This window comes from Micromonospora sp. LOL_015 (assembly GCF_048060275.1).
Lineage (GTDB): Bacteria > Actinomycetota > Actinomycetes > Mycobacteriales > Micromonosporaceae > Micromonospora_E.
Window position 1 is genome coordinate 183,881 of sequence record NZ_JBHMIO010000005.1, and the last position, 24,402, is coordinate 208,282.

A 24,402-nucleotide genomic window follows, 5' to 3' on the forward strand; every position below is an offset into this window, starting at 1 on the left:
CGCCGCCCTTCGCCGTACCAACGCGGCCACCGCGACCGAAACGGCCACCATGACCGACGCGGCCACCGCGACCGGATCGCCGCCGGGCCCTGCCGGCCGACCGGACCGAGGTGCCGCCGCCGGCCGGCGGACGCGACAGCGCGGGACCGTCCCAGACCAGGAGATCGCACCATGGCACAGCCAACCGCCGGCCCAGCACGGCAGTCCGTCGACGTCCAGCCCACCACCGATCGGGTCGCCACCGACCAGCCCGCCACCGATCCGATCGCCCGGCAGCAGCCGAGCCGGATGGCGTACCAGCGTTATCAGCCCTACCACCAGCAGTTCGCCGTCGACGTACCCGACCGGCAGTGGCCAACCCGCCGCATCAAGCAGCCGCCCCGGTGGTGCGCCGTCGACCTGCGTGACGGCAACCAGGCGCTGATCGACCCGATGTCGCCGGACCGCAAACGCCGGATGTTCCAGCTGCTGGTGCAGATGGGCTACAAGGAGATCGAGGTCGGCTTCCCGGCGGCCAGCCAGACCGATTTCGAGTTCGTCCGGCAGCTGATCGAGCAGGACCTGATCCCCGAGGACGTCACGATCCAGGTGCTGACCCAGTGCCGGGAGCATCTGATCGACCGGACCTTCGAGTCGCTGCGCGGCGCGAAGCGGGCCATCGTGCACTTCTACAACTCGACGTCGGTGCTGCAGCGCCGGGTGGTCTTCGGCCTGGACAAGGCCGGGATCACCGACATCGCCACCACCGGGGCGCGGCTGTGCCAGAAGTACGCCGAGATCCACACCCCGGACACCGACATCTTCTACGAGTACTCCCCCGAGTCGTACACCGGCACCGAGCTGGACTACGCGCTGGAGGTGTGCAGCGCGGTCATCGACGTGATCGCGCCGACCCCGGACCGGCCGCTGATAATCAACCTGCCGGCCACCGTCGAGATGGCCACCCCCAACGTGTACGCCGACTCGATCGAGTGGATGCACCGGCGGCTGCCACAGCGGGAGAGTGTGGTGCTGTCGCTGCACCCGCACAACGACCGGGGCACCGCCGTGGCCGCCGCCGAGCTGGGTCTGCTGGCCGGCGCGGACCGGATCGAGGGTTGCCTGTTCGGCAACGGTGAACGCACCGGCAACGTCGACCTGGTAACTCTGGGGCTGAACCTGTTCAGCCAGGGTGTCGACCCACAGATCGACTTCAGCCAGATCGACGAGATCAAGCGGACCGTCGAGTACTGCAACCAGCTGCCGGTGCACGAGCGGCACCCGTACGCCGGGGACCTGGTTTACACCGCGTTCTCCGGCTCCCACCAGGATGCCATCAACAAGGGCTTTGACGCGCTGGCCGCCGACGCCGACGCAGCCGGCGTCCAGGTCGACGACCACTCCTGGGGGGTGCCGTACCTGCCGATCGACCCGCGTGACGTGGGGCGCACCTACGAGGCGGTGATCCGGGTCAACTCGCAGTCCGGCAAGGGCGGGGTGGCGTACGTGATGCGCCAGGAACACAACCTGGACCTGCCCCGGCGGCTGCAGATCGAGTTCTCCGGCGTGGTGCAGGCCGTCACCGACGACTCCGGCGGCGAAATCGAGCCGCAGCGGATGTGGGACATCTTCGCCGACGAGTACCTCGGCGGTCAGCGGACCGGGCCGGCGGTGACCCTGGAGTCGTACGCGACAAGCACGGTCGACGGCAAGGTGGAAGCGACCTCGGTGGTCGTGGTCGACGGCGTCCGGCACACCCTGGACTCGGCGGGCAACGGCCCGATCGACGCATACGTCAACGCGCTGCAGGCGGTGAACGTCAGCGTGCGGGTGCTGGACTACCACGAGCACGCGCTTTCCGCTGGCGGCGACGCGCAGGCGGCGGCGTACGTGGAGTGCGAGGTCGGCGACCGTACGGTCTGGGGTGTCGGGCTGGACTCGAACATCGTGATCGCCTCGGTGCGGGCAGTGACCAGCGCGGTGAACCGCAGCCGACGCGCCGGCTGAGCCGGCGGCACCGAGCCAAGATCCACTTAGGTTCCGGCGAAACGCCGGAACGGCGGGTGCCTGGCGCTGACCGCCCGGCACCCGCAAGCTAAGCAGGTGCGAACCCCTTTTCGACAGCGTCCCTGGACCATCCGATTCGATCCGCGCCGGGCGGCGGTCGCGGTAGCCGCCGCCCTGGCGCTCGTCGCGACCGCCGGCTGCGGGTCCGTCGACATCACCCTCGGCTCCCCCACCGCCACGCCGCCCGGCGGGTCGGCAGACGGCTCCGGCGACGGCTCCGCTGATCAGGCGTCCGCGCTGCTCGACCAGTTGACCGTGGCGTCCGCCGGTGACATGCGGGGCTACAGCCGGGACCACTTCCCGCACTGGAGCTCCGCCGGCAGCAACTGCGACGTGCGGGACACCGTCCTGGAACGCGACGGCACGGCGATCGAGCTGGACGGCTGCAACGTGGTCGGCGGACAGTGGCTCAGCGCGTTTGACGGCGAGTCCTTCACCGACCCCGGCGACCTCGACATCGACCACATCGTCCCGCTGGCCAACGCCTGGCGCTCCGGTGCCGACGAGTGGGACGACGACCAGCGCCGCGAGTTCGCCAACGACCTGGACCGCCCGCAGTTGATCGCGGTCTCCGCGTCGACCAACCGGGCAAAGGGTGACCAGGACCCGTCGCAGTGGAAGCCACCGAACCGGGACTACTGGTGCCAGTACGCCCAGGACTGGATCACGGTCAAGCACTACTGGGAGCTGTCGGTCACCGAGCCGGAGAAGGCGGCGCTGGCTGACATGCTGACCACCTGTCCGTGACCGCGACCGGTCGTTGACACCGACCGGTCGGTGACGGCGGTACGGGTGGCCGATGAGAGGACAGGAGCTGACCATGGGCGAGCCGGTGGAGTCGAGCCGTACCCGGGACATCGTCACCGGGCCGGGCGGGGTGATGACCGACGAGGTCGGTGTGATCACCGGCGAGTTGACGCTGCGCACCGAGTTCGCCGCCGGCCAGGTCACCCTCCGCGTGCAGTACAAGGACGCCGCGGAGTGGTACGTGGTGACCGGCGGCCGGGCCGACCTGGCCGACCCGGCCGGCCTGGACGCCGTACACGCCATCGCGGTCGGCCTGCTGCACCGCCCGGACGGCTGAAACTGCGGACAACCCGTACGGCAGCGGCTCGCGCGAACGGCTACGGCAGCGGTTCGTGCGGGGCGGAGACGGTGGCCGGCGCGGTGCCGGCACCGGCGGGGGCGACCGCTTCCGGACTCGTCCGGTGTGGGCGCAGCGACCCGGCGGCGATCTGCTCGGCCCAGTGGCAGGCCACCCGGGACGGGCCGATCTCGCGCAGCACGGGCCGCTCGTCGGCGCAGCGGGTCGGCTGCGCCCACGGGCACCGGGTGTGGAATCGGCAGCCGGCCGGCGGGTTCGCCGGCGACGGCAGGTCCCCGGCCAGCAGGATCCGCTCCCGGCGGTCCTCCACCTCCGGGTCCGGCACCGGCACGGCCGACAGCAACGCCCGGGTGTACGGGTGCAGCGGCTCGCGGTAGAGCTGGTCCCCGGGTGCCTCCTCGACCAGCGCGCCGAGGTACATCACCCCGATGGTGTCCGAGATGTGGCGGACCACCGCCAGATCGTGGGCGATCACCAGGTAGGTGAGGCCGCGTTCGATCTGCAGCTCGTCGAGCAGGTTGATCACCTGGGCCTGGATCGACACGTCCAGGGCGGAGACCGGTTCGTCGGCGACAATCAGCTCCGGACCGAGGACCAGCGCGCGGGCGATGCCGATCCGTTGCCGTTGGCCACCGGAGAACTCGTGCGGGTAGCGGGACAGCGCCCAGCGGGGCAGGCCGACCGCGTCGAGCGCTTCGCCGACAATTCGTCGGCGCTCGGTGCGGTCGGCGCCGATGTCGTGCGCCTGCAGCCCTTCGACGAGGATCGACTCGACGTTCTGCCGGGGGTCCAGGCTGGACATCGGGTCCTGGAAGATCATCTGGAAGCGGCGGCGCATGGTGCGGAGTTTGGCCGCCGGCAGCCGGTTCAACGTCACTCCGTCGAAGACCACCTCGCCGCCGGTCGGCGGGGTCAGCTGCAGGATGGCCCGGCCGAGCGTCGACTTGCCGCAGCCTGACTCGCCCACCAGGCCGTACGTCTCGCCCCGGGCGATCCGCAGGTCCACCCCGTCGACCGCTCGGACGTGCCCGACGACCCGGTCCAGCAGGACGCCCCGGGTGATCGGAAAGTGCACCTTGAGGTCGCGGACCTCGACCAGTGGCTCATTCACCGGGCGGCCTCCACCGTGTCGTCGGTCTCGGGCGGGTTGACGCAGCGGAACGCGTGCCCGTCCGGCTCCCGGCGCAGCTGCGGCGCGGCGCCGAGGCAGGCGTCCACCTGGCGGGCGCAGCGCGGCGCGAAGGCACAGCCGTCCAGCCAGGGCAGCAGGTCCCGGACCGAGCCGGGGATGGGTCGCAGTCGCTGGCCGTGGCCCGCGTCGAGCCGGGGAATCGAGCCGAGCAGGCCCACCGTGTACGGGTGGCGCGGCGCCACGAACAGGGGTCGGCGGCGGGCTGTCTCGACCACCCGACCGCCGTACAGCACGTTGATCGTGTCGCACATGCCGGCAACCACCCCCAGATCGTGGGTGATCATCACCAGTGCGGTGCCGGACTCGCGGACCAGGTCCTTGAGCAGTTCCAGGATCTGCGCCTGGATCGTCACGTCCAGCGCGGTCGTCGGCTCGTCGGCGATCAGCAGCCGGGGTTGGCAGGCGACCGCCATCGCGATCAGCGCCCGCTGCCGCATCCCACCGGAGAGCTGGTGCGGGTACTCCTTCAACCGGCGGGTGGGGTCCGGAATGCCGACCCGGTCCAGCAGATGCTCGGCCTCGAGCCGGGCGGCCTCGCCGCGCATTCCCCGGTGCCGGACCAGCACCTCGGTGACCTGCACACCGATCGGTACCACCGGGTTCAGCGAGGAGAGCGGATCCTGGAAGATCATCGCCACGTCGCGGCCGCGTACGTCCCGCATCGCCCGGGGATCGAGCTGCAGCAGGTCGGTGCCGTCGAACGCGGCCTTGCCCTGGACCTGCACGCCCTTGCCGGCCGGCAGCAACCCCATGATGGCCAATGAGGTGACGCTCTTGCCGCAGCCGGACTCGCCGACCAGCCCGGTCACCTCACCGGCGTCGACCGAGAAGGACACCCCGTCGACCGCGTGCACGGTCCGCTGCCCCCGCCGGGCGAAGGTGACCGCCAGTTCATCCACGTCGAGCAGCGCCATGGCTCACTTCCGCAGTTTCGGGTCGAGGGCTTCGCGCATCGCCTCGCCCAACAGGGTGAAGCCCAACGCGGTGATGATGATGCCCAGCGCGGGCAGGATCGCCAGCCGGGGCGCGGCGTCCAGGTAGCGCTGCGCGTCGGCCAGCATCACCCCCCACTCCGGGATCGACGCGTCCGGGTTGCCCAGCCCCAGGAACGACAGCGCGGCCACCTCGATGATCGCGGTGGCCAGGGTGAGCGTGGACTGCACGATCACCGGGGCGAGTGAGTTCGGCAGGATGTGGGTCAGCGCCACCTTGCTTCGCCGGACCCCCAGGGAGGTGGCGGCGAGGACGTAGTCGCTGTTCGACTGGGCGAGCATCGAGCCGCGCAGCAGCCGGGCGAAGATCGGCACCGAGACCATGCCGACCGCGATCATGACGGTGGTCAGGCTGGCCCCGAGCAGCGCCGCGATGCTGATCGCCAGCAGCAGGCTGGGCAGCGCCAGCAGCATGTCGACGATCCGCATCAGTACGGTGTCCACCCAGCGGCCCCACCGCCCGCCGAGGCCGGCGGCGGCGCCGGCGAGGCCACCGATCAGCGTGCCGACGGTCAGCCCGATCATGGTGGCGACGACGCCGACCAGCAGGGTCTGCCGGGCGCCGACGATCATCCGGCTGAACTCGTCGCGGCCGAGGTGGTCCACGCCGAACCAGTTGGCCGCGCGCGGCCCCGGGTAGAAGGCCTGCGCCTCGCGGATCTCGTCCTTCCACAGCTGCGCCGCCGGATCGTACGGCACCAGGAACGGGCCGACCAGGGCGACCAGCAGGAAGACGCCGAGGATGACGGTGCCGACGATCGCCGCCGGGTTGCGGCGCAGCCGGCGGAACGCCTCCTGCCAGAGGCTGACACCGCGCTCGTCGTCGTGCGCCGCGGAGAGCTCGGCGAGCCGGTCCAGCTTCGCCTTCTTCCGCCCCGGGCTCAGTAGGTCACTCATCGGGCCGCCTCCGTCCGCGCGGCTGCGGGCCACGCTCGCCGCAGTCCTGTCCACCCCGTACTACCGGTCAACCGCCCGCTCACCGGACCCGCACTCTCGGGTCGATGAAGGTGTAGGAGATGTCGACCAACAGGTTCACCAGTACGTAGACCAACGCGATGATCAAAATGAAGCCCTGCAGTACGGGGTAGTCCCGCTGGCTGATGGCGTCGGCGACGAACGCTCCGATGCCGCCGAAGGCGAACACGGTCTCGGTGAGCACCGCACCGGACAGCAGCCCACCGGTGAGCAGGCCGATGCTGGTGGCCACCGGCAGCATCGCGTTGCGCAGCACGTGCCGGCGGCGGATCACCCGGCCGGTCAGGCCCTTGGCCTGGGCGGTACGGACGAAGTCCTCGCCGAGCACCTCCAGCACGCTGGCCCGGGTGATCCGGACGATGATCGCCAGCGGAATGCTGGCCAGGGCCAACCCTGGCAGCACCAGGTGCCACAGCGCGTTGAGCGAGGCATCCCACTCCCGGGTCAGCAGTCCGTCCAGCACGAAGAAGTTGGTTACCCGGGTGGCGTCGATGCGGGGGTCCTGCCGGCCGCTGGACGGGAACCAGCCGAGGTTCACCGCGAAGATCGCCTTCAGCACGTACGCCAGAAAGAAGACCGGGACGCAGATGCCGATCAGCGATCCGGCGACCGATCCGTGGTCGAGCAGGGTCCCGCGGCGGCGGGCGGCCAGGTAGCCGAGCGGGATGCCGACGCCGATCGCGATCAGCATGGCGGCGGCGGTCAGCTCGACGGTGCCCGGGAAGCGTTGCAGGAACTCGGTGGTGACCTCACGTTTCGTGGAGATCGAGGTGCCGAGGTCGAGCTGCAGCAGCCGCTTCATGAACCGGCCGTACTGGATCAGGATCGGCTCGTCGAGCCCGAGGTTGCGACGGATCGCCGCGCGCATCTCCGGGGTGCCGCGTTCACCGAGGATCGCGGACTCCGGGCCGCCGGGCAGTCGGTGCAGCCAGATGAACAGCAGCAAGGAGAGGCCGAACAGCGTGGGTACGAGTTGGAGCAGTCGTCGGACGATGAAGCGGAACACGGTGCCTCGGCAGGGGGTGTGGAGGGTCGCGTGGGCGGGCGCCGCCGCCACCCGGACTGGTGGCCCGGGTGGCGGCCGACGCCCGCCCTCGTTCCGTTCGCTAGTTCACTCGTGGATTTTCGCTAGTGCACTCGTGGATTTCAGGACTTGAACTCGGCGGTGGCGAACCGCTCGTCGGTGAGCGGGCTGGCCTGCACCCCGATCACGTCCTCGGCGAAGACGATCGCCGGCGGGGAGTGCGAGACCGGCACACCCGGCAGGAACTCCATGATCTCGGCGTTGATGCCCCTGTAAAGCTCGTAGCGGGCCTCGATGTCCGCGGTGCCGTCGGCCTCGGCGAACTTGGCGAACAGGTCCGGGTTGTCGTAGCCCCACTCGTCCTTGGGCCGGTCGAAGAACGTGCCGATGAAGTTGTACGCGTCGCCGTAGTCACCGGTCCAGCCGAGCAGGTGCAGGTCGTGCGCGTTGCCGGAGGTGGTGGCGTTGAGGTAGTCCGGCGACCACTTCAGCGGGATCGGTTCGACGGTGATACCGGCTTCCCGCAGGTCGGCGGCGAGCAGCTCGAAGATGTCCTTCGGGTTCGGCATGTACGGCCGGGTGACCTCGGTCGGGTAGTGGAACCGCAGCGTGAGGTCCGAGTGGCCGGCGTCGGCCAGCAGCTCCTTGGCCTTGGCCACGTCGTAGTCGTAGGTGGTGACGCCGGAGTTCCAGCCCTCGACGGTCGGCGGGACGAACTGGGTGGCGACCTCGGCACCCGGCGGCATCTTCGAGTCGACCAGCGCCTGACGGTTCAGCGCGTGGGCGATCGCCTGCCGGACCCGGATGTCGGCCAGCGCCGGGTTGCCCTGCTGGTTCATCGCCAGGTAGAGAACGTTGAACGCCGGACGGGTGAGCACGTTGAAGCCGTCGTCCTTGAGCGGCTGCACGTCGGCCGGGCCGACCAGGTCGTAGCCCTGGATGCCGCCGTTGCGCAGCTCCTGCTTACGGGCATTCTCGTCGGAGATGGTCCGGAAGATCAGCGTCTTGACCTTCGCCTTCTCACCGGTGTAGTCGTCGTTGCGGACCAGGGTGAGGGTCTTGTTGGCGATGTCCCAGCTGTCGAACTTGAACGGCCCGGTGCCGGTGGGGTGCTCCAACGCGTACGCCGGGTAGGAGATGTCGTCGGCGCTGCCGGTCACGTCGCTGGCGTTGTGCTCCTGCAGCGCCGTCGGCGAGTGGATGGAGAACGACGGCAGCATCAGGGCCGCCGGGATCTTGCTGGACACCCGGGTGAAGGCCAGGTCCACGGTGGTGTCGTCGACCACGGTGCACGACTCGAACAGGCTTTCCGGCAGGTCTTCGCTCTCGTTGTTGGCGAAGCCGCCCATCACGTCCTGCCAGTAGGCGGTGACGTCGGGGCTCTGCATCAGGCCGGTCGCGTTGTACCAGCGGTCGAAGTTGACGCAGACCGCCTCGGCGTTGAAGTCGGTGCCGTCGTGGAACTTGACGCCGGACTTCAGCTTGAACGTCCACACCGTGCCGGACTCGTCCGGGGTCCAGCTCTCGGCCAGACCGGGTGTGATCGCCGTACCGCCCTCCTCGGGACGGACCAGGGTCTCGAACATCTGCCGGGCCACCCGCAGCGACTCGCCGTCGCTGGCGAAGCTGGGGTCGAGGACCTTCGGGTCACCGGCTACGCCGAAGACCAGGGTGGCATCGCTGGAATCGCCGGAGTCGTCACGCTCGCTCTCGGCGCAGCCGGCTAGGGCAAGCGCCGCGACCGCGACGGCCGCGATGGCGGCCTTCGGCCTGGGTGCACGCATGGGTGCTTCACCTCGTCCTTTGGGTACGGACAACGTAGTGACGGGGGTCACCGATGGCGAGACCATAGCCGGCGTTCGGCGCGACCGGAAACCAGCCGGAACGCGGTTGGTACCGGATCGTGTCTTAACTGTCCCGTCAACGACGATCGGACCTTACAGCGCCGATGATAGGTCAGATATGTCCAGAATTGAGCTATACCAAGTTGTTACATGTTTCGCGTGTTTCGCCGGCCCGGTGTCAGACCGAGCGCCGGCCTTCGAACGCCCTGCCCAGGGTAATCTCGTCGGCGTACTCCAGGTCGCCGCCGACCGGCAGGCCACTGGCCAACCGGGACACCGCGATCCCCATCGGCTTCACCAGCAGCGCAAGGTAGGTCGCGGTCGCCTCGCCCTCGGTGTTCGGGTCGGTGGCCAGGATCAGCTCTTTGACCGTCCCCGAGCCCAATCGCAGCATCAGCTCCCGGATCCGCAGGTTGTCCGGGCCGATTCCCTCCAACGGATTGATCGCCCCACCGAGCACGTGGTAGCGTCCCCGGAACTCACCGGTGCGCTCGATCGCCACGACGTCCTTCGGCTCCTCGACCACACACAGCACGTCGTCGTTGCGCCGCTGGTCGCGGCAGATTCGACAGTGCTCGGTCTCCGCCACGTTGAAACACACCGTGCAGAACTTGACCAGGTCCTTCACCCGGCGTAGCGCGGTTACCAGCCGGGTGACGTCCGCCGGGTCGGCGGAGAGAATGTGGAACGCGATCCGCTGGGCGCTCTTCGGCCCCACGCCGGGCAGCCGGCCCAGCTCGTCGATCAGGTCCTGGATAGCGCCTTCGTACATCTGCGGCGGCTCAGAACCCGGGTAGCCCGAGACCGCCGAGGCCGCCCGTGACCGGGCCCATCTTCTCCTCGGTCAGCTTGCGGACCTCGTCGTTGCCGTTACGGACCGCGGCCAGCACCAGATCCTCCAGCGTCTCCACGTCCGCCGGGTCCACCGCCTTGGGGTCGATCTTGATGGACCGGATCTCACCGACGCCGGAAAGGGTCACCGTGACAAGGCCCCCGCCGGCCGCGCCGGTGACCTCCGCCTCGGCCAGCTCGGCCTGGGCGGTCGCCATCTGCTGCTGCATTTTCTGCGCCTGCTTCAGCATCTGCTGCATGTTGGGCTGTCCACCGGGGCGCACGGCACCGCTCCTTCGATCAGTGTGGCCGGACCGTGGCCAGCCTAGTCCGTCCCGCCGGATCAGCAGCGCCCGGCACGGAAGCCGCACACCTGGTCACCGCGAATCGGTCTCGGTCACCGCGAATCGATCTCGCCGATCTTCTCCGCGCCGAGCGCCTGACGCAGCAACTGCATCGCCTGCTCCTCGCTGCTCTGCCGGGCGGTCTGCTCGTCCACCACCTCGTCCAGCGGCTCGTCACCCGGGTCGAAGCCCTCGTAGACGGGGCCGCGCGGCGGCCCGGACGCGGCGCCGGACCGCACCGGCCCGTCGTAGTCCGGGTCGTACGGCGGCTCCTCGGCGGACGACCCGTCGGCCCAGACACCGCCCCCCGCCGACGGTGCCGGTCGGCCAGCCGTCGCGGTCGCCGGCCGACCGACCGACCGCGACGCCGGGCCGTTCTGCTGCCCCGGGCCGCTCTGCTGCGCCGGTGCCGGCCGGTGCCCCGGCCCAGGGCCGGTGGACGCGCCCCCACCACCCGGTCGGGCACCGTTAGCGGCCTGCCTGGTGCCGCCCGGCGGTGGGCCACCACCGGACGGGCCGTCGTTCACCGGCGGGGCGTTGCCGCCGCCCGGTCGGGCCGGTTCCGGCCAGTCGGAGTCGTCACCGCCGCCGGCCGGCTGGCGACCACCGGGGCGGCTCGCACCCGGCCGGCCGGCAGCCCCGCTACCCGAAGCCGCCGCGCGGGCGGCGCTGGCCGCAGCCGACCGGGTGGCGGCCGGCGGGCCGGCGGTGGCCGGACCGTTGGCAGGTGGGCCGGCGGCGGGTGGCACCGGGCCCGACCGGGCCGAGCTGGCCCGGGCCGGACCGGACGCCGCACCGGCGGTCTCGCAGCGGATCTGCCACCGAACCCCGAGCGTCTCGTAGATGGCTTCGAGCAGCAGGTCCGGCGAGGCGGACAGCATGGTGGCGTGCACGCTGTGCCGGAAGGTGAGCACCAGCACGTCACCGTCGACCTCGCGTACCGTCGCCTCGCGGACCACCGCGGCGGCCCGCTTGCTCCGGTTGCCGACCATGGCGAGGATCTGGTCCCAGGACCGCCGGACGGTTGCCGCGTCGAGCGCGCCCGGCGCGGCCGGGGCCGGCTGCGGCTCGGCGACGGCCGGGTCGGGCATCACCGCTTCCGGCGGTACGGCCGGCGCGGCGGCCGGTGGTCGCTCAACCGCCGGCGGCGCGGCCGGCATTTCAGCGGGAGGCGGCGCGGCGGCTGGTGGTCCGGCCGGTGCCACGGCGGGGCCGGCGGTCGGCGCGGCGGCGGGAGCGGAGGCCACCGGCGCAGCAGCAGCCATTGGTACGCCGGCTGCCAGCCGACGCTCCATCCGCTCCATCCGCTGCAGCAGCGCCCCGGTCGACTCCTCGGCCCCGGGCAGCAGCATCCGAGCGCAGACCAGCTCCAGCAGCAGCCGGGGCGCGGTGGTGCCGCGCATCTCCACCAGGCCGTTGTGCACGGTGTCGGCGCACCGTGACAGGGTCGCCGGGCCGAGCCGCTCGGCCTGGGCGGTCATCCGGTCGATCTGGTCGGGCGGCCCGTCGATCAGCCCTTTGCTGACCGCGTCCGGCACCTGCTGCAGCACGATCAGGTCCCGCAACCGCTCCAACAGGTCGGAGGCGAACCGGCGGGGGTCGTGCCCGGCCTCGGCGACCCGGTCGACGGTTGCGTAGGCGGCGGCACCGTCGCCAGCGGCGAGGGCGTCACACATCTCGTCCAGCAGTGCGCTGTCGGTGACGCCGAGCAGGGCCACCGCCCGCGGGTAGCTGACCCCCTCCGGGCCGGCACCGGCGATCAGCTGGTCGAGCACCGACAGGCTGTCCCGGGCGCTACCGCCGCCGGCCCGCACCACCAGCGGGAAGACCGCCGGGTCGACCTTGACACCCTCGGCGGAGCAGAGCTGCTCCAGGTACGGCCGCAGCACCCCCGGCGGGATCAGCCGGAACGGGTAGTGGTGGGTCCGCGACTTGATCGTGCCGAGGACCTTCTCCGGCTCGGTGGTGGCGAAGATGAACTTGACGTAGTCCGGCGGCTCCTCGACCAGCTTGAGCAGCGCGTTGAAGCCGGCCGACGAGACCATGTGCGCCTCGTCGATGACGTAGATCTTGAACCGGCTGCTGGCCGGCGCGAAGAAGGCGCGTTCGCGCAGCTCACGGGCGTCGTCGACGCCGCCGTGGCTGGCCGCGTCGATCTCGATGACGTCGATCGAGCCGCTGCCGTCGGCGGCCAGGGCGCGGCACGAGTCGCACTTGCCGCACGGCTCCGGCGTCGGCCCCTGCTCGCAGTTGAGCGAGCGGGCCAGGATCCGGGCGCTGGAGGTCTTGCCGCACCCGCGCGGCCCGGAGAAGAGGTACGCGTGGTTGAGCCGCCCGGTCCGCAACGCCTGCGACAACGGCTCGGTGACGTGCTCCTGGCCGATGACCTCGGCGAACGTCCTCGGCCGGTACTTGCGGTAGAGCGCCAGTGCCACCCTCACCGCCTCCTTCCGACCAGGCAGGGTTCCACGCCGGGAGCCATTCTGCGCGGGCGGGCCGGCGACCGCCACCCCGGGGGCAGGTCCCCCGGCCGGCCCGGAGACGAAAGGCCCCCCGTGCACCCGCCAGAGCTCGCTTATCCTTGCTGCCTTCCGGCCCTGGGGAGGTTCACGAGATGCACGCCGCACGAGGGGTTGGCCCCACTGTACCCCGGGCGGTGGGCGGCCGTCGGCGACCCCGGCCCGTGCTGACCGCCACGTCCGCAGCCTGTATCGTGTCGGGCGGAGGATTCGCCTAGAGGCCTAGGGCGCACGCTTGGAAAGCGTGTTGGGTTCACACCCTCACGAGTTCGAATCTCGTATCCTCCGCTCACTGAGCAGCCACAACGCCGCTGGCCGGTCCCGAGACGGGACCGGCCAGCGGCGTTCGCACGCCTCGGCGTCTGGGACGCTCCCTGCTGCTACACGACGAGGTCAGCCACCGACGTTCAGAATCATTCCGCGAATGGCCTGTGTCGCAGGAGACCCCGTTGCCTGGTCGAGCGGCTACGCCTGCCGAGGTTCAATGGCAAGGGTCGCTACCTGGTCTGCGGCGGAATCGGTGCACCACTGGCAGTCGCGCCACAACCCACACATGTACGGCGGCCCAGGCCGTCGCCGCTAGCCCGCCGGTGCGACCGATCACCGGGTAGGGGTACGTCCGAGCACTCTCGACCAGCGCGAGAACCCGCCGTTGCGTCGGCACGGCATCCGCCACGATGAGCTCCTGGAGCCCGTCGGTGGGCAGGAACGCCTGGACCGCCAGCCAGCAGAGGTAGCCAGCTATCAGCACACTGACCACCGCCCAGCCCAGCAACCGAGGATTGGCCACCACCTCGCCGGGCCCGGTCAGCAGCAGCAGGCCGACCAGTGCGGCGGTCACGCCCATACTCGCCAGTAGCAAGGCGCACCACGCGGTCCGATGGTGCACCGCCGCCAGATCGAACAACTCTGCGTTGGTCGCCGCCCTCGATGCGCCATCGCCCAGGGACCGGTACCCAGCCGCCCTGGTGAGAGCCGCAGCCGGCACCAGCAGCGCACCGCCGACGGCTAACCAGATCGACACCCTCATGCGCGACTCGCCCCACTCCACACCGGTCGACTTTAAGCCCACCATTCTCAGCCGGCTTCACGAGATCGGGCCACCGGCGACTGCAGGCACCTGATCGGATGCGTCTCAGCTGACCGTCTCCGGCGTGTCGCGTCGATGGAGCGTAGCGGTTCATGAGCCTACTCAGCAGATTTCGTCGCTGCTACCGGCATGGGACCGGCCAGCAGCGTTCGCACAGCTCTTCGCCTGGAGTATCAGCATCGGACCCAGCCGCCGGGTCAGGTCACGTCAGTCAGACCTGCAGCACAGAAGACAGGGAAGACCATCGATGCACTGAGGTCTCGATGATCGACGATCGATCCGGCGGACCGGTGCCAGATGAAGGGCTACCAGCCGAAACCCGACGACGGATGATCGAACTACTCGCCGCCGAGTTCGGCGCGGCGCGGCAGGCCGCTGCGGCCGGCGGTGCGGACCCTGACGAGTTGGCCGAGAACGTCGACGACCGCCGTCGTACCGTGGAATCGATTCCGGAGCCGGATGACCGCGACGATTGTCGTTAGCCCAGACGACACAGCGCAACGGCACACCATCGCGTCCAGCCGACCGGACCGGAATCCTCCGTGACCACCGAGTCGGCATCGGCCACCGAATACGATGTGGCACGCGGCGGCGCGGGTGGCTCTTTCATCGGCCGCGCCGCGGAGCACGCCCCGGCTGACCGGACTGCTGACCGAGGCGGCGGGCGGTGCCGCCGCGACGGTCTTCCTCGGCGGTGAGGCCGGCGTCGGGAAGAGCCGGCTGCTCGAGGAGTTCGCCGCCGGCACGGGTGCCGAGGAGATGGACCGGTCACCCGGTGGTGAACCGGCCGCTGACGAGCGGGTCGACGCCCTGCTGGCCGACTCTGCGGCGATCGACCGGATCGCCAGCGCCGTCGTCGAGCTGATCGCCGACCGATGAGGACCGGTGCGCCGAAACGCCCGGCCGATCCTCGCGGACCTGCCGGGCGTTCAACTAGCAGGATGGTTGCCTGCTCAGTGGCGGTGGCGGCGGGATTTGAACCCGCGGAGGGCGTGAACCCTCACACGCTTTCGAGGCGTGCTCCTTAGGCCACTCGGACACACCACCGCCGAGTAGGCTACCTGAAGCGCCTGCCGACCGTCACGGCGGTGCCGCCCGAGCGCGGGCAGCGCCGGCCACACTGGCAGGATCATGGCCATGAGCACGCACATCGGAGCCAAGCCCGGCGACATCGCCGAGCGGGTCCTCATGCCCGGGGACCCGCTGCGGGCCAAGTGGATCGCCGAGAACTTCCTCGAGGACGCCACCTGCTACTCGAACGTGCGCGGCATGTTCGGCTTCACCGGCCGATACGCCGGGACGCGAGTGTCGGTGCAGGGGTCGGGAATGGGCATGCCGTCGGCGTCGATCTACGCCCACGAGCTGATCAACGAGTACGGGGTCCGGACGCTGATCCGGGTCGGCTCCTGTGGCGCGCTGGCCGAGGATCTGCAACTGCGGGACGTGATCGCGGCCAATGGATCGTCGACCGACTCGAACATGAACCGGGTGCGGTTCGCCGGGCTGGTCGACTACGCCCCGGTGGCGGACTTCGGTCTGCTGCGTACGGCGGTCGACGCGGCCCACCGGCACGGTGTCGACCTGCGGGTCGGCCCGGTCCTGGCCGCCGACTCGTTCTACACGGACCGGCCGGACCTGTACGACACGCTGGCCGACTACGGGGTGCTGGCGGTCGAGATGGAGTCTGCGGCGCTGTACACCATCGCCGCCCGGTTCCGGGCCCGCGCATTGACCATCCTCACCGTGAGCGACCACATCCGTACCGGCGAGAAGATGAGCGCGGACGACCGGGAGCAGACCTTCAGCGAGATGGTACGCATCGCACTGGACACCGCGATCGCCTGACGCCACCGGGTTCGGCCGACGATACCGGCGGGCCGCCCGGCTCAGCGAAAGAACGCCCGCAGCGCAGCGGCGCACTCGTCGGCCAGCACCCCGGCGTACACGGTCGGCCGGTGGTTGAGGCGGCGGTCGCGCACGACGTCCCACAGCGATCCGACGGCACCGGTCTTCGGCTCCCACGCGCCGAAGACCACGGTCGAGATCCGGGCCAGCACCACCGCGCCGGCGCACATGGTGCACGGTTCCAGGGTGACCACCAGGGTGCACCCGTCGAGCCGCCACCGGCCGAGCCGGGCGGCGGCCCGGCGCAGCGCGAGGATCTCGGCGTGCGCCGTCGGGTCGCCGGTCAGTTCGCGTTCGTTGTGGGCGACCGCGAGTTCGCAACCGGCCGCGTCGTAGACGACCGCACCGACCGGCACGTCAGCCGCACCGACGGGTGCCCCTGCCGTGCCGGGCGGCACACCGACCGGGCCGGCGCCGGCGGTCGACCCGCCGGCCACCGACAACGCCCGCCGCATCCAGCTCTCGTGCAGCGGGTCGCGGTGCCGCCGGGCCGTCGGCACGCCGTCGCCCCGCCCGGTCACGCCGTCGCCCCGCCCGGCCTCATGCCTCGCGCAACTCCTCGATCTCGTCGCCGCAGCCGACCGTCTGGCAGATCTCGGCGGTCACGTCGGCCGGCAGCATGCCGTCACGGGCGCACAGTGCCAGCAGCCGTCGGGCCGACAGGCCGAGATCGGCGAGCAGGTCGGCGTCCCCGACCGGCTCCGCGTCCGGGTCGGCGGCCGGCTCATCGTCATCCTCCTCGTCGGCCAACGCGTCGACGTCGTCGGAGTCGTCCAACGGGTCGCCGACCAGGTACCCACCGGCACGGGAGCCGGCCGGTGCGGCAGCGGCGGCGGACATCGAGCCGCCGCCGGCACCGACCACGACCGGTTCGAGGTCCACCTCGACGGCCGGAGTACGGATGTCGCCGATCAGCAGCGCGCCCAGCCGCGACTCCTCGGCGAACGCGGCGTCCGAACTGAAGATTCGCAGATCCTCGCCCTCGTCGAGGCGCAGGATCACCAGGTAACTGTCGTCCGATTCGACGAACAGCAGTGACACCTCGGCGTCGGCATCGACCTCACGAAGCCGGTCGATCACCTCGTCGATGTCGGCGACCCCACCGAGGTCGAGCTCGGCGCCGGACCAACCGGCCGGGCCGCGTACGGCAGCGGCAGCAAAATAGGGCACGGTCCCCCCAATGGTCCCTGCGGTCACCGGGCGGCGCGGCATCCCCGCCGCCGTCGGTGACCGCCGATTCTGTCGTCAGAATGACGGTATCGGCTCAGGTCGGTCGTTGACCCCGCAACGCCCCGAACAGTCACTGACCGGCAGGGACGGGCGCGCGACAGCGCGTCGACGTTCGGTCAGATGAGGCGTTCGGTCAGTTGACCAGTCGGCGGGCCGCAATCAACTCGCGCAACTGCTGCCCTCGGACCTTACGGGGCCGGATCCGTTCGCGGCCGAGCTTGGCGCCGGCAAGCTCGGCGAGGATTTGCAGTCGGCGCCGATTCCGCTCGGAATCGAGCCGGTGCCCGGTGTTGGCCATGCCGCCGAGCGTGCCGACCGCCGCCGTGTTCGTCAAGCCCGGAATCCGCCCACCGCCGGTCACCACAGTGGCCAGTCGCTGGTCGCCGCCCAGTGTGTGGCGAGCGCCACAGTCGTGATGCTCCAGCCGGCCGACATGGCGAGTGCGATGCCGGTCGCCACGCCCCGGTCGCCGACCCGGGCGAGCAGGATCGCGACGGCCCAGGCGAGTGCGCCGCAGAGCAGCGTCGACAGGGCGTACCCGCGCAGGTCCTGGCCGATCAGGCCGGTCAGCAGCAACCACAGCGCGGTGGCCAGCGCCCCGAGCGCGACGGCTCCCGGGCGTACCGGGTGCGGCTCCCGGTAGGTCGGCCGGGACGGGGCCGGTGGCCATGCGGGCGCGGCCGGAAACATCCCCGGCGGGTACGGGTGCTGCCCACGTGGTGAACCCCAGCCGGCCACCGGCGGGTGCCAGCCGGCCGGCACACCGGGCCAACCCGGCGGGCTGGTCGGTGCGGGTGACGGCCAGTCGATCGGCCGGTCCGGCATCTCGTCCCTCCCTCCTGCGGCCGGGGCGGCGGCTCGCGTCGGTCCACCAACGTGCCAAGTCAGCGTACCGACGACGGCTGCCCGACCGCGCCCTGGCTCGATGTGGCAGAGTCACCGCGTGCGAGTGGCGGTGATCGGGCTGGGGCTGATCGGTGGCTCGACGCTGCGCGCGTTCGCCGCCGCCGGACACCGGGTTTTCGGGTACGACGCCGATCCCGCGACCCGGGCCACCGCGCGTACCGCCGCCGCGCGGGCGGCACCCGGCGCGCGCTGGCAGGTCGCCCCGACGGTGCGGGACGCGGTGGCCGACGCCGATCTGGTGCTGCTGGCGGTGCCGCTGCCGGCGGTGGGTCCGGTACTCGACGAGATCGCCGCGGTCGGCTACTCCGGGCTGGTCACCGACGTCACCTCGGTCAAGGAGCCGGTGCGGCGGCTGGTCGACCGGCGGCTGCACCGCCAGCACGACCGGACCGCCGGGTTCGTCGGCGGCCATCCGATGGCCGGTCGGGAGACCTCCGGGTTCACCTCCGCCGATCCGAAACTGTTCACCGGCTGCGCCTGGGTGCTCTGCCTGGAGCCGCCGGTGACCTCGGTCGACGACTGGCTGACGGTGGCGACAGCAGTGACCGGGCTGGGCGCCCGGGTGGTACCGGCCACCGCCGAGGAGCACGACCGGGCCGTCGCGGCGATCAGCCACGTACCACATCTGCTTGCGACCGCCCTGGCCACCACCGCGGTTACGGACCCGCTCGCCTGGTCGTTGGCCGCCGGGTCCTTTCGGGACGGCACCCGGGTCGCAGCCAGCCGGCCGGAGCTGGTGGCGGCGATGTGCGGCGGCAACGCCGGGGCGGTCCGGGCCGCCCTGGACGAGGTGCTCGCCACCCTGACTGCGGCCCGGGCGGCGCTGGACGCGCAAGACCCGGTGCAGGCTCTGGTGCCCTGGCTGACCCCGGGCAGTTCGGCCCGGGGCGGCTGGCCACCACAGCCGGGCCGGCCGCTGGAGCTGCCGGCCCGGCCGGACGCGCTGCTGCGGCTGGGGCGGGCCGGCGGTTGGATCACCGCCGTGGCCGAGGACCGACGTACCGTGACGGCGGTCCGGCCGGCGCCGGTCGACTGACCCGGCCCGGCTGGCCGGCGGTGGACCGGCTTTCTACCGGCGGCGGCTCAGATTTGTTCGCCCCGGTCGAGCCGGATCACCCGGCGGTCGGTGACAACGGCGGTCACCAGGTCGGCGGGCGTCACGTCGAAGGCGGGGTTGACCGCGCCGGCCCCGGCCGGCGTGGTCCGGGCAGCGGCGAAGCTGACCACCTCGGCGGATCCCCGGTCCTCGATCTCGACCTGTGCGCCGGTGGCGGTCGCCGGATCCACCGTCGATTCGGGAGCGACCACCACGAACGGCAGTCCGGCCCGCCGGGCGCCGAGCGCATGGGCGTACGTGCCGATCTTGTTGATCGTGTCGCCGTTCGCGCAGATCCGGTCGGCGCCCACGACGACCGCGTCGACCCGGCCACGGGCCATCAGGAACGGCCCGGCCCCGTCAACGGCGACCCGGAAGTCGACCCCCGCCCGGTCGAGTTCCCAGGCGGTCAGCCGGGCACCCTGCAGCAGCGGACGGGTCTCGCTGGCGATCACCGATTCCAGCCCGCCGCGCCGGTGCAGTTCGACGACGACCCCGAGCGCGGTTCCTCCGGTAACCGTGGCCAGCGCGCCGGTGTTGCAGTGGGTCAGCAGCCGGCACCGGGGCGGGCAGAGCTGCCCGAGCAGGTCGGCCCCGAGCCGGGCCATCGCCACCGACGCCGCCTCCTCCTCGTCGCGTAGGGCCACTGCTTCGGCGAGTACGGCCGACGGGCTCTCCGCGAGCCGGGCCGACGCCCGGTCGACGCCCCGAGCGAGGTTGACCGCGGTCGGCCGGGCGGTGCGCAGCCGGTCGACGGCGGCGGCCAGCCGGTCCGGTTCGTCGTGGTGCAGCCGCCTGGCCAGCGCCACTCCGAGTGCACCGGCAACGCCGAGCGCCGGCGCGCCGCGTACCGCCAGGGACTGAATCGCGTCGACCACCTCCTCGACGGTGGACAGCCGCAGTACGGTGGTCCGGTCCGGCAACGCGGTCTGGTCGATGATCTCGATGGCGTCGTCGACCCAGTCGATGGTCCGCATGCGACGACCCTAGTCGGCTCCGGCCGGGCGACAGTACCGCCGAAGGGGCCTATGGTGACCGGTGTGAGCAATGCCCGGGACCCGATCGCCGACCTTCGTCGGATCGCTTTCCTGCTGGAGCGGGCCAACGAGGCGACCTACCGGGTACGCGCGTTCCGGTCCGCCGCCACGGCACTGGCCGGACTGCCCGCTGCCGAGTTGTCGCAGCGGGCTGATACCGGCACGTTGACCGAGTTCGCCGGGGTAGGCGAGGTGACCGCCCGGTGTGTGGCCGAGTCGCTGGCCGGCGAGGAGCCGGTCTATCTGCGCCGGCTGCTGGCCACCGAGGGCACCGACCTGGACGAGGCGGCGGCGGCACTGCGCGCCGCGCTGCGCGGCGACTGCCACACCCACTCGGACTGGTCCGACGGCGGTTCGCCGATCGAGGAGATGGCGTTGGCCGCGGTCGAGCTGGGCCACGAGTACCTGGTGCTGACCGATCATTCGCCCCGGCTCACGGTCGCCCGCGGGTTGACCGCCGCCCGGCTGCGGCGCCAACTCGACCACGTCGCGGCGCTCAACGCCGCCCTGCCGGAGGGGTTCCGGATCCTGACCGGCATCGAGGTGGACATCCTGCCGGACGGCTCCCTCGACCAGTCCGACGAACTCCTCGACCGGCTCGACGTGGTGGTCGGCTCGGTGCACGCCAATCTGCGTGACGACCGGGCGCGGATGACCCGACGGATGCTGACCGCGGTCGCCAACCCCCGGCTGGACATCCTCGGTCACTGCACCGGTCGGATGGTGACGTCCCGGCCGCCGGGGGTGACCGGCCCCGGCGGCCGCGGCCACCGACGGCGGTCCCGGCCGCCAAGCGACTTCGATGCCGAAGCGGTCTTTGCCGCCTGCGCCGAACACGGCAAGGCCGTCGAGATCAACTCCCGGCCGGAGCGGCAGGACCCGCCGAAGCGGCTGATCCGGCTAGCGGTCGAGACCGGCTGCCTGTTCGCCATCGACACCGACGCCCACGCGCCGGGTCAGCTCGACTGGCAGCGGTTCGGGTGCGCCCGGGCCGCGCTCTGCGGTGTCGATGCCGACCGGGTGGTCAACACCTGGTCGGCCGGGGAGCTGGTCAACTGGGCCGCTGCCCATCACTGAACCGCTGTCCGGCAGCGGGCCGCCGGGCAGCGGGCCGGAACGGGCCGTTCGGGGCGGCCCGGTGCCCTGTGCGATGGCCACTCCGGCCAACACGATCAGCGCCCCGACCGGCTGGTGCCAGACCAGCCGCTCGCCGAGGACCGACACCCCGGCCGCGACCGCGACGACCGGCACGACATAGGTGACCGTAGCCGCCGTACTGGCGCCGACCAGCCGGATGTTGCGCATGTGGATCACGAAGGCCAGTCCGGTGCCGACCGCCCCAAGAATCAGCACGCTCACGATCACCGCCGGGGAGAGCCGGGTCGGCGTCGGCGGGGCCCCGGCAACGATCGGTGCGACGACGGCCAACTGGCCGGTGGCCAGGATCAGCTGGGTCGCGGCGAGCGCGACGCCGCTGTCGGACCGGCCGGCGACAAACCGCTTCTGGTACGGGATCGTCGCGCCGTAGCAGGCGGCCGCGCCGAGACACATCAGCTGCCCGGCGAACTGTCCCCCGCCGACGCCCTGCCAGACCCCGAGCACCACCAGCACGCCGACGAAGCCCAACCCGGTGCCGGCCAGCCGGCGGGCCGTCATTGCCTCGGTGCGGAACACCAGCGCCGCCAGCGGCAGGGCGATCAGTGGGGTGGTGGCGTTCCAGATGCCGGCGAGCAGCGACGGGATCCGCTGCTCCCCGTACCCGATGAGGGTGAACGGCAGGGCGACCCCGACCGCCGCGACGACGCACTGGTGCAGCCACAGCCACGGATCCCGGGGCAGCCGATCGCCGATCAGTGGCAACACGATCAGCAGGGTGAGCGCACCGGCGGCGACCCGGGCCAGGGTCACGTGGATCGGATGCAGCTCGGCGATGCCGATCTTGATCAGCAGGAAACTGGTGCCCCAGATTCCTGCGAGCAGCAGAAAGCCGGGCAGCCAGCTGGCGAGCCGGGGACCGGGTGGTGGGCCGGCCGAACCGGGTTCCTGCATTCCCGTTCCCCCTTTCGGCTGCGCCGGCCCCACCGACCTGCCGCGTAGGGTCATCAGCATGGGACGTGTGGATGACATCAGCAACAGCTTTGTCGAGCAGTGGGCGCGGCTGAATCCGACCGGAGCCACCTACATCGGCGTCGACGGGTACGACGACCAGCTCGACGACCTGTCACCGGACGGGTACGCCGAACGCGCCGCCCTGACTCGCGACACGTTGCGGCAGCTCGGTGTCGCCGATCCGGAGTCGGAGGCCGAGCGGGTGGCCCGGGACGCGATGGCGGAGCGGCTCGGGCTGGAGCTGGCCCGCTACGAGGCGGGCGAGGAGACCAGCGAGCTGAGCGTCATCACCAGCGGTCTGCACCAGCTGCGCCAGGTCTTCGACCTGATGCCGACCGAGGGCACCGATGCGGTGGCCAACATCGCCGCCCGGCTGGACAATTATCCACAGGCTCTGGACCAGGTACGGGTCACCCTGCTGGACGCGGCCCGTGCCGGGCACGTGGCACCCCGGGCGCAGATGCTCAAGGTCGCCGACCAGTGTGACGTCTGGACCGACCCGGAAGCGGACGACTTCTTCCACGCCCTGGTCGGCCGGCTGTCCGCTCCGGCCGCCCTCACCGCGGACCTGCGCCGCGCGGCCTCGGCGGCCACTGCGGCGACGATCGCGTTCGGCCGGTTCCTGCGTACCGAGCTGGCCCCGTTGGGGCGGGACACCGAGGCCGCCGGCCGGGACCGATACGAGCTCGCCTCCCAGTACTTTCTGGGCGCGCGGATCGACCTGGACGAGACGTACGCCTGGGGCTTCTTCGAGTTGGATCGCATCGAGCAGGAGATGCGCCGGGTCGCTGCCGAGATCGCCGGGCACGGCGCCAGCATCGACGACGCGGTACGCGCCCTGGACGCGGACCCGGCGCGGACCATCGCCGGTGGTGAGGCGTTCCGCGACTGGATGCAGGCGCTGGCTGACAAGGCCATCGGGGACCTGCACGGCTCCCACTTCGACATTCCGCAGCAGATCCGGCGGATCGAGTGCTGCCTCGCGCCGACCAGCGACGGCGGCATCTACTACACCGGGCCGAGTGAGGACTTCTCCCGACCGGGCCGGATGTGGTGGGCGGTGCCGCACGGGCTCACCGAGTTCTCGACCTGGCGGGAGGTGACCACGGTCTACCACGAAGGGGTGCCCGGACATCATCTGCAGATCGGTCAGACGCAGGTCCGTGCCGATCTGCTCAACCGCTGGCAGCGGCTGCTCTGCTGGTGTTCCGGGCACAGCGAGGGCTGGGCGCTGTACGCGGAACGGCTGATGGACGAGCTGGGCTACCTGGCCGACCCCGGTGACCGGCTCGGCATGCTGGACGGGCAGGCGCTGCGGGCGGCCCGGGTGATCGTGGACATCGGCCTGCACCTGCAGTTGACCATCCCGCCGAACTCGTTCAACTTCCATCCCGGCGAGCGGTGGACTCCGGAGCTGGCGTGGCAGTTTCTGCGGGCGCACTGCCAACTGCCGGACGAGATCCTGCGGTTCGAGCTGGACCGGTATCTCGGCTGGCCGGGGCAGGCGGCGGCGTACAAGGTCGGGGAGCGAATCTGGCTGCAGGCCCGAGCCGACGCCCGAACCCGCAAAGGTGCCGCCTTCGACCTCAAGGAGTTTCATCAGGCAGCGCTGGACCTGGGCGTACTCGGTCTCGACCCGCTGCGGACCGCGCTGGCCCGGATCTGACCACCGGCCCCGCGAGCCACGCCGAGGGCGGGGGGCCGGCTCAGCCGAGCGCGGCCATCAGGTCCCGGCAGGCCTGCTCGCACCGACGGCAGGCCTCGGCGCAGACCTGGCAGTGCTCGTGCTCGCTGGCGTGTAGCTGGCACTCCTCGCCGCACGAACGGCATGCCTGGATGCATGCCTGCAGCATCACCCTGGTGGTGTTCGCGTCATAGCCGGTGTGCCGGGAGAGCACCCGGCCGGTGGTGGCGCAGATGTCGGCGCAGTCGAGATTGGTGCGGATGCACTTGACCAGTTCGGCGACCGTGTCCTCGCTCAGGCACGCATCAGCGCAGGCGGTGCAGGCCTGAGCGCAGTCGAAGCAGGCGTCGATGCAGTCGGCGAGTGCCTGCTGGTCGACGTGTCCCAGATCGAGCGGATAGGTTTCCAGCATCTCGGTTGCTTGCGTCATGGTGACCTCCACAGGTGTGACCGTTGAGGTCGGGTACCCGCTG

Annotated in this window: 23 protein-coding genes, 2 tRNA genes, 1 other RNA gene and 2 pseudogenes; 10 read left to right on the forward strand and 18 right to left on the reverse strand. The window is 71.3% G+C overall.

From position 1 onward, the window contains the following. Window positions 1-288 precede the first annotated feature (288 nt). From leuA to ACFHWU_RS07660, 3 genes and pseudogenes are all read left to right on the forward strand, one after another. Window positions 289-1,986, forward strand: a complete 1,698-nt coding sequence (leuA, locus tag ACFHWU_RS07650) for a 2-isopropylmalate synthase (RefSeq protein ID WP_416590197.1) — start codon at window positions 289-291, stop codon at window positions 1,984-1,986. Between the two features lie 96 nt (window positions 1,987-2,082). Beyond that, window positions 2,083-2,793, forward strand: coding sequence for an HNH endonuclease family protein (locus ACFHWU_RS07655; protein WP_416556610.1), 711 nt, complete (start codon window positions 2,083-2,085; stop codon window positions 2,791-2,793). Window positions 2,794-2,887: 94 nt separating this feature from the next. Further along, window positions 2,888-3,130 (forward strand): annotated as a pseudogene (locus ACFHWU_RS07660) (hypothetical protein); the annotation flags it as partial. Between the two features lie 40 nt (window positions 3,131-3,170). On the opposite strand, the gene ACFHWU_RS07665 reads toward ACFHWU_RS07660, so the two are convergent. The 9 genes from ACFHWU_RS07665 to ffs form a co-directional block, all read right to left on the reverse strand. After that, on the reverse strand, window positions 3,171-4,262 hold the full coding sequence (locus tag ACFHWU_RS07665; RefSeq protein ID WP_281552757.1) for an ABC transporter ATP-binding protein: 1,092 nt from the start codon (window positions 4,260-4,262) through the stop codon (window positions 3,171-3,173). Beyond that, complete coding sequence (locus ACFHWU_RS07670; protein WP_416556609.1) at window positions 4,259-5,257, reverse strand: ABC transporter ATP-binding protein; 999 nt, start codon at window positions 5,255-5,257, stop codon at window positions 4,259-4,261. Before ACFHWU_RS07670 ends, ACFHWU_RS07665 begins: the two co-directional genes overlap by 4 nt. A gap of 3 nt (window positions 5,258-5,260) precedes the next feature. Continuing rightward, complete coding sequence (locus tag ACFHWU_RS07675; RefSeq protein ID WP_416556608.1) at window positions 5,261-6,232, reverse strand: ABC transporter permease; 972 nt, start codon at window positions 6,230-6,232, stop codon at window positions 5,261-5,263. 79 nt (window positions 6,233-6,311) lie between these two features. Beyond that, window positions 6,312-7,316, reverse strand: coding sequence for an ABC transporter permease (locus tag ACFHWU_RS07680; protein WP_282232636.1), 1,005 nt, complete (start codon window positions 7,314-7,316; stop codon window positions 6,312-6,314). Window positions 7,317-7,456: 140 nt separating this feature from the next. Beyond that, entirely contained in the window at window positions 7,457-9,118 is a 1,662-nt protein-coding gene (locus ACFHWU_RS07685) for an ABC transporter substrate-binding protein (RefSeq protein WP_416556607.1), read from the reverse strand. 238 nt (window positions 9,119-9,356) lie between these two features. After that, window positions 9,357-9,950, reverse strand: coding sequence for a recombination mediator RecR (gene recR, locus ACFHWU_RS07690; protein ID WP_416590175.1), 594 nt, complete (start codon window positions 9,948-9,950; stop codon window positions 9,357-9,359). Between the two features lie 10 nt (window positions 9,951-9,960). After that, entirely contained in the window at window positions 9,961-10,269 is a 309-nt protein-coding gene (locus tag ACFHWU_RS07695; protein ID WP_416556621.1) for a YbaB/EbfC family nucleoid-associated protein, read from the reverse strand. 137 nt (window positions 10,270-10,406) lie between these two features. Then, entirely contained in the window at window positions 10,407-12,788 is a 2,382-nt protein-coding gene (locus ACFHWU_RS07700) for a DNA polymerase III subunit gamma and tau (RefSeq protein WP_416590198.1), read from the reverse strand. A gap of 109 nt (window positions 12,789-12,897) precedes the next feature. Then, an RNA gene (gene ffs, locus ACFHWU_RS07705) (signal recognition particle sRNA small type) lies at window positions 12,898-12,988 on the reverse strand. A gap of 87 nt (window positions 12,989-13,075) precedes the next feature. Here ffs and ACFHWU_RS07710 point away from each other — a divergent pair. Then, window positions 13,076-13,160, forward strand: a tRNA-Ser gene (locus ACFHWU_RS07710). Between the two features lie 193 nt (window positions 13,161-13,353). Here the strand turns inward: ACFHWU_RS07710 and ACFHWU_RS07715 are convergent. Next, window positions 13,354-13,896, reverse strand: a complete 543-nt coding sequence (locus ACFHWU_RS07715; protein WP_416569251.1) for a hypothetical protein — start codon at window positions 13,894-13,896, stop codon at window positions 13,354-13,356. 329 nt (window positions 13,897-14,225) lie between these two features. Between ACFHWU_RS07715 and ACFHWU_RS07720 the strand changes: the two genes are divergently transcribed. Both ACFHWU_RS07720 and ACFHWU_RS07725 read left to right on the forward strand, forming a co-directional pair. After that, on the forward strand, window positions 14,226-14,444 hold the full coding sequence (locus ACFHWU_RS07720; RefSeq protein WP_416590176.1) for a hypothetical protein: 219 nt from the start codon (window positions 14,226-14,228) through the stop codon (window positions 14,442-14,444). 115 nt (window positions 14,445-14,559) lie between these two features. After that, window positions 14,560-14,841: a hypothetical protein gene (locus ACFHWU_RS07725; protein WP_416590177.1), complete on the forward strand. Its 282-nt coding sequence runs from the start codon at window positions 14,560-14,562 to the stop codon at window positions 14,839-14,841. A gap of 78 nt (window positions 14,842-14,919) precedes the next feature. Here ACFHWU_RS07725 and ACFHWU_RS07730 read toward each other — a convergent pair. Further along, window positions 14,920-15,009: transfer RNA gene (locus ACFHWU_RS07730), tRNA-Ser, on the reverse strand. A 90-nt stretch (window positions 15,010-15,099) separates the two neighbouring features. Between ACFHWU_RS07730 and deoD the strand changes: the two genes are divergently transcribed. Continuing rightward, window positions 15,100-15,807 (forward strand): purine-nucleoside phosphorylase, encoded by a 708-nt coding sequence (gene deoD / locus ACFHWU_RS07735; protein ID WP_416590178.1) that lies wholly within the window; start codon window positions 15,100-15,102, stop codon window positions 15,805-15,807. A 41-nt stretch (window positions 15,808-15,848) separates the two neighbouring features. Here deoD and ACFHWU_RS07740 read toward each other — a convergent pair whose 3' ends face one another. The 4 genes from ACFHWU_RS07740 to ACFHWU_RS07755 all read right to left on the reverse strand — a co-directional run bounded on the left by ACFHWU_RS07740 (window position 15,849) and on the right by ACFHWU_RS07755 (window position 17,787). Beyond that, entirely contained in the window at window positions 15,849-16,322 is a 474-nt protein-coding gene (locus ACFHWU_RS07740; RefSeq protein WP_416590199.1) for a nucleoside deaminase, read from the reverse strand. 85 nt (window positions 16,323-16,407) lie between these two features. Beyond that, window positions 16,408-17,037, reverse strand: coding sequence for a tRNA adenosine deaminase-associated protein (locus tag ACFHWU_RS07745; RefSeq protein ID WP_416569253.1), 630 nt, complete (start codon window positions 17,035-17,037; stop codon window positions 16,408-16,410). A 193-nt stretch (window positions 17,038-17,230) separates the two neighbouring features. Continuing rightward, window positions 17,231-17,431, reverse strand: coding sequence for a hypothetical protein (locus ACFHWU_RS07750; RefSeq protein WP_416556600.1), 201 nt, complete (start codon window positions 17,429-17,431; stop codon window positions 17,231-17,233). 23 nt (window positions 17,432-17,454) lie between these two features. Further along, a complete protein-coding gene (locus tag ACFHWU_RS07755; RefSeq protein ID WP_416556618.1) occupies window positions 17,455-17,787 on the reverse strand; it encodes a hypothetical protein in 333 nt (110 codons plus the stop codon). A 235-nt stretch (window positions 17,788-18,022) separates the two neighbouring features. Between ACFHWU_RS07755 and ACFHWU_RS07760 the strand changes: the two genes are divergently transcribed. Next, complete coding sequence (locus ACFHWU_RS07760; protein ID WP_416590179.1) at window positions 18,023-19,039, forward strand: prephenate dehydrogenase; 1,017 nt, start codon at window positions 18,023-18,025, stop codon at window positions 19,037-19,039. Window positions 19,040-19,086: 47 nt separating this feature from the next. On the opposite strand, the gene mtnA is transcribed toward ACFHWU_RS07760, so the two are convergent. Beyond that, window positions 19,087-20,076: an S-methyl-5-thioribose-1-phosphate isomerase gene (mtnA, locus tag ACFHWU_RS07765; RefSeq protein WP_416590180.1), complete on the reverse strand. Its 990-nt coding sequence runs from the start codon at window positions 20,074-20,076 to the stop codon at window positions 19,087-19,089. Window positions 20,077-20,139: 63 nt separating this feature from the next. Between mtnA and ACFHWU_RS07770 the strand changes: the two genes are divergently transcribed. Beyond that, window positions 20,140-21,213 (forward strand): PHP domain-containing protein, encoded by a 1,074-nt coding sequence (locus tag ACFHWU_RS07770; protein WP_416590181.1) that lies wholly within the window; start codon window positions 20,140-20,142, stop codon window positions 21,211-21,213. A gap of 132 nt (window positions 21,214-21,345) precedes the next feature. Here the strand turns inward: ACFHWU_RS07770 and ACFHWU_RS07775 are convergent. Beyond that, window positions 21,346-22,263 (reverse strand): annotated as a pseudogene (locus ACFHWU_RS07775) (DMT family transporter); the annotation flags it as partial. On the opposite strand from ACFHWU_RS07775, the gene ACFHWU_RS07780 reads away from it, so the two are divergent. After that, on the forward strand, window positions 22,244-23,911 hold the full coding sequence (locus tag ACFHWU_RS07780; RefSeq protein ID WP_416556596.1) for a DUF885 domain-containing protein: 1,668 nt from the start codon (window positions 22,244-22,246) through the stop codon (window positions 23,909-23,911). The pseudogene ACFHWU_RS07775 and the gene ACFHWU_RS07780 overlap by 20 nt on opposite strands. Before the next feature lie 40 nt (window positions 23,912-23,951). On the opposite strand, the gene ACFHWU_RS07785 is transcribed toward ACFHWU_RS07780, so the two are convergent. Further along, window positions 23,952-24,359: a four-helix bundle copper-binding protein gene (locus ACFHWU_RS07785; protein ID WP_416556595.1), complete on the reverse strand. Its 408-nt coding sequence runs from the start codon at window positions 24,357-24,359 to the stop codon at window positions 23,952-23,954. Between the last annotated feature and the right edge of the window lie 43 nt (window positions 24,360-24,402).

Bases quoted from the DNA above. Each gene is read 5' to 3' on its own strand.
- leuA (WP_416590197.1), top strand. From the start codon at position 289: ATGGCGTACCAGCGTTATCAGCCCTACCACCAGCAGTTCGCCGTCGAC.
- ACFHWU_RS07670 (WP_416556609.1), bottom strand. From the start codon at position 5,257: ATGGCGCTGCTCGACGTGGATGAACTGGCGGTCACCTTCGCCCGGCGG.
- ACFHWU_RS07675 (WP_416556608.1), bottom strand. From the start codon at position 6,232: ATGAGTGACCTACTGAGCCCGGGGCGGAAGAAGGCGAAGCTGGACCGG.
- ACFHWU_RS07685 (WP_416556607.1), bottom strand. From the start codon at position 9,118: ATGCGTGCACCCAGGCCGAAGGCCGCCATCGCGGCCGTCGCGGTCGCG.
- recR (WP_416590175.1), bottom strand. From the start codon at position 9,950: ATGTACGAAGGCGCTATCCAGGACCTGATCGACGAGCTGGGCCGGCTG.
- ACFHWU_RS07695 (WP_416556621.1), bottom strand. From the start codon at position 10,269: ATGCAGCAGATGCTGAAGCAGGCGCAGAAAATGCAGCAGCAGATGGCG.
- ACFHWU_RS07720 (WP_416590176.1), top strand. From the start codon at position 14,226: ATGATCGACGATCGATCCGGCGGACCGGTGCCAGATGAAGGGCTACCA.
- deoD (WP_416590178.1), top strand. From the start codon at position 15,100: ATGAGCACGCACATCGGAGCCAAGCCCGGCGACATCGCCGAGCGGGTC.
- ACFHWU_RS07740 (WP_416590199.1), bottom strand. From the start codon at position 16,322: ATGCGGCGGGCGTTGTCGGTGGCCGGCGGGTCGACCGCCGGCGCCGGC.
- ACFHWU_RS07755 (WP_416556618.1), bottom strand. From the start codon at position 17,787: ATGTTTCCGGCCGCGCCCGCATGGCCACCGGCCCCGTCCCGGCCGACC.
- ACFHWU_RS07760 (WP_416590179.1), top strand. From the start codon at position 18,023: ATGTGGCAGAGTCACCGCGTGCGAGTGGCGGTGATCGGGCTGGGGCTG.
- mtnA (WP_416590180.1), bottom strand. From the start codon at position 20,076: ATGCGGACCATCGACTGGGTCGACGACGCCATCGAGATCATCGACCAG.
- ACFHWU_RS07780 (WP_416556596.1), top strand. From the start codon at position 22,244: ATGGGACGTGTGGATGACATCAGCAACAGCTTTGTCGAGCAGTGGGCG.
- ACFHWU_RS07785 (WP_416556595.1), bottom strand. From the start codon at position 24,359: ATGACGCAAGCAACCGAGATGCTGGAAACCTATCCGCTCGATCTGGGA.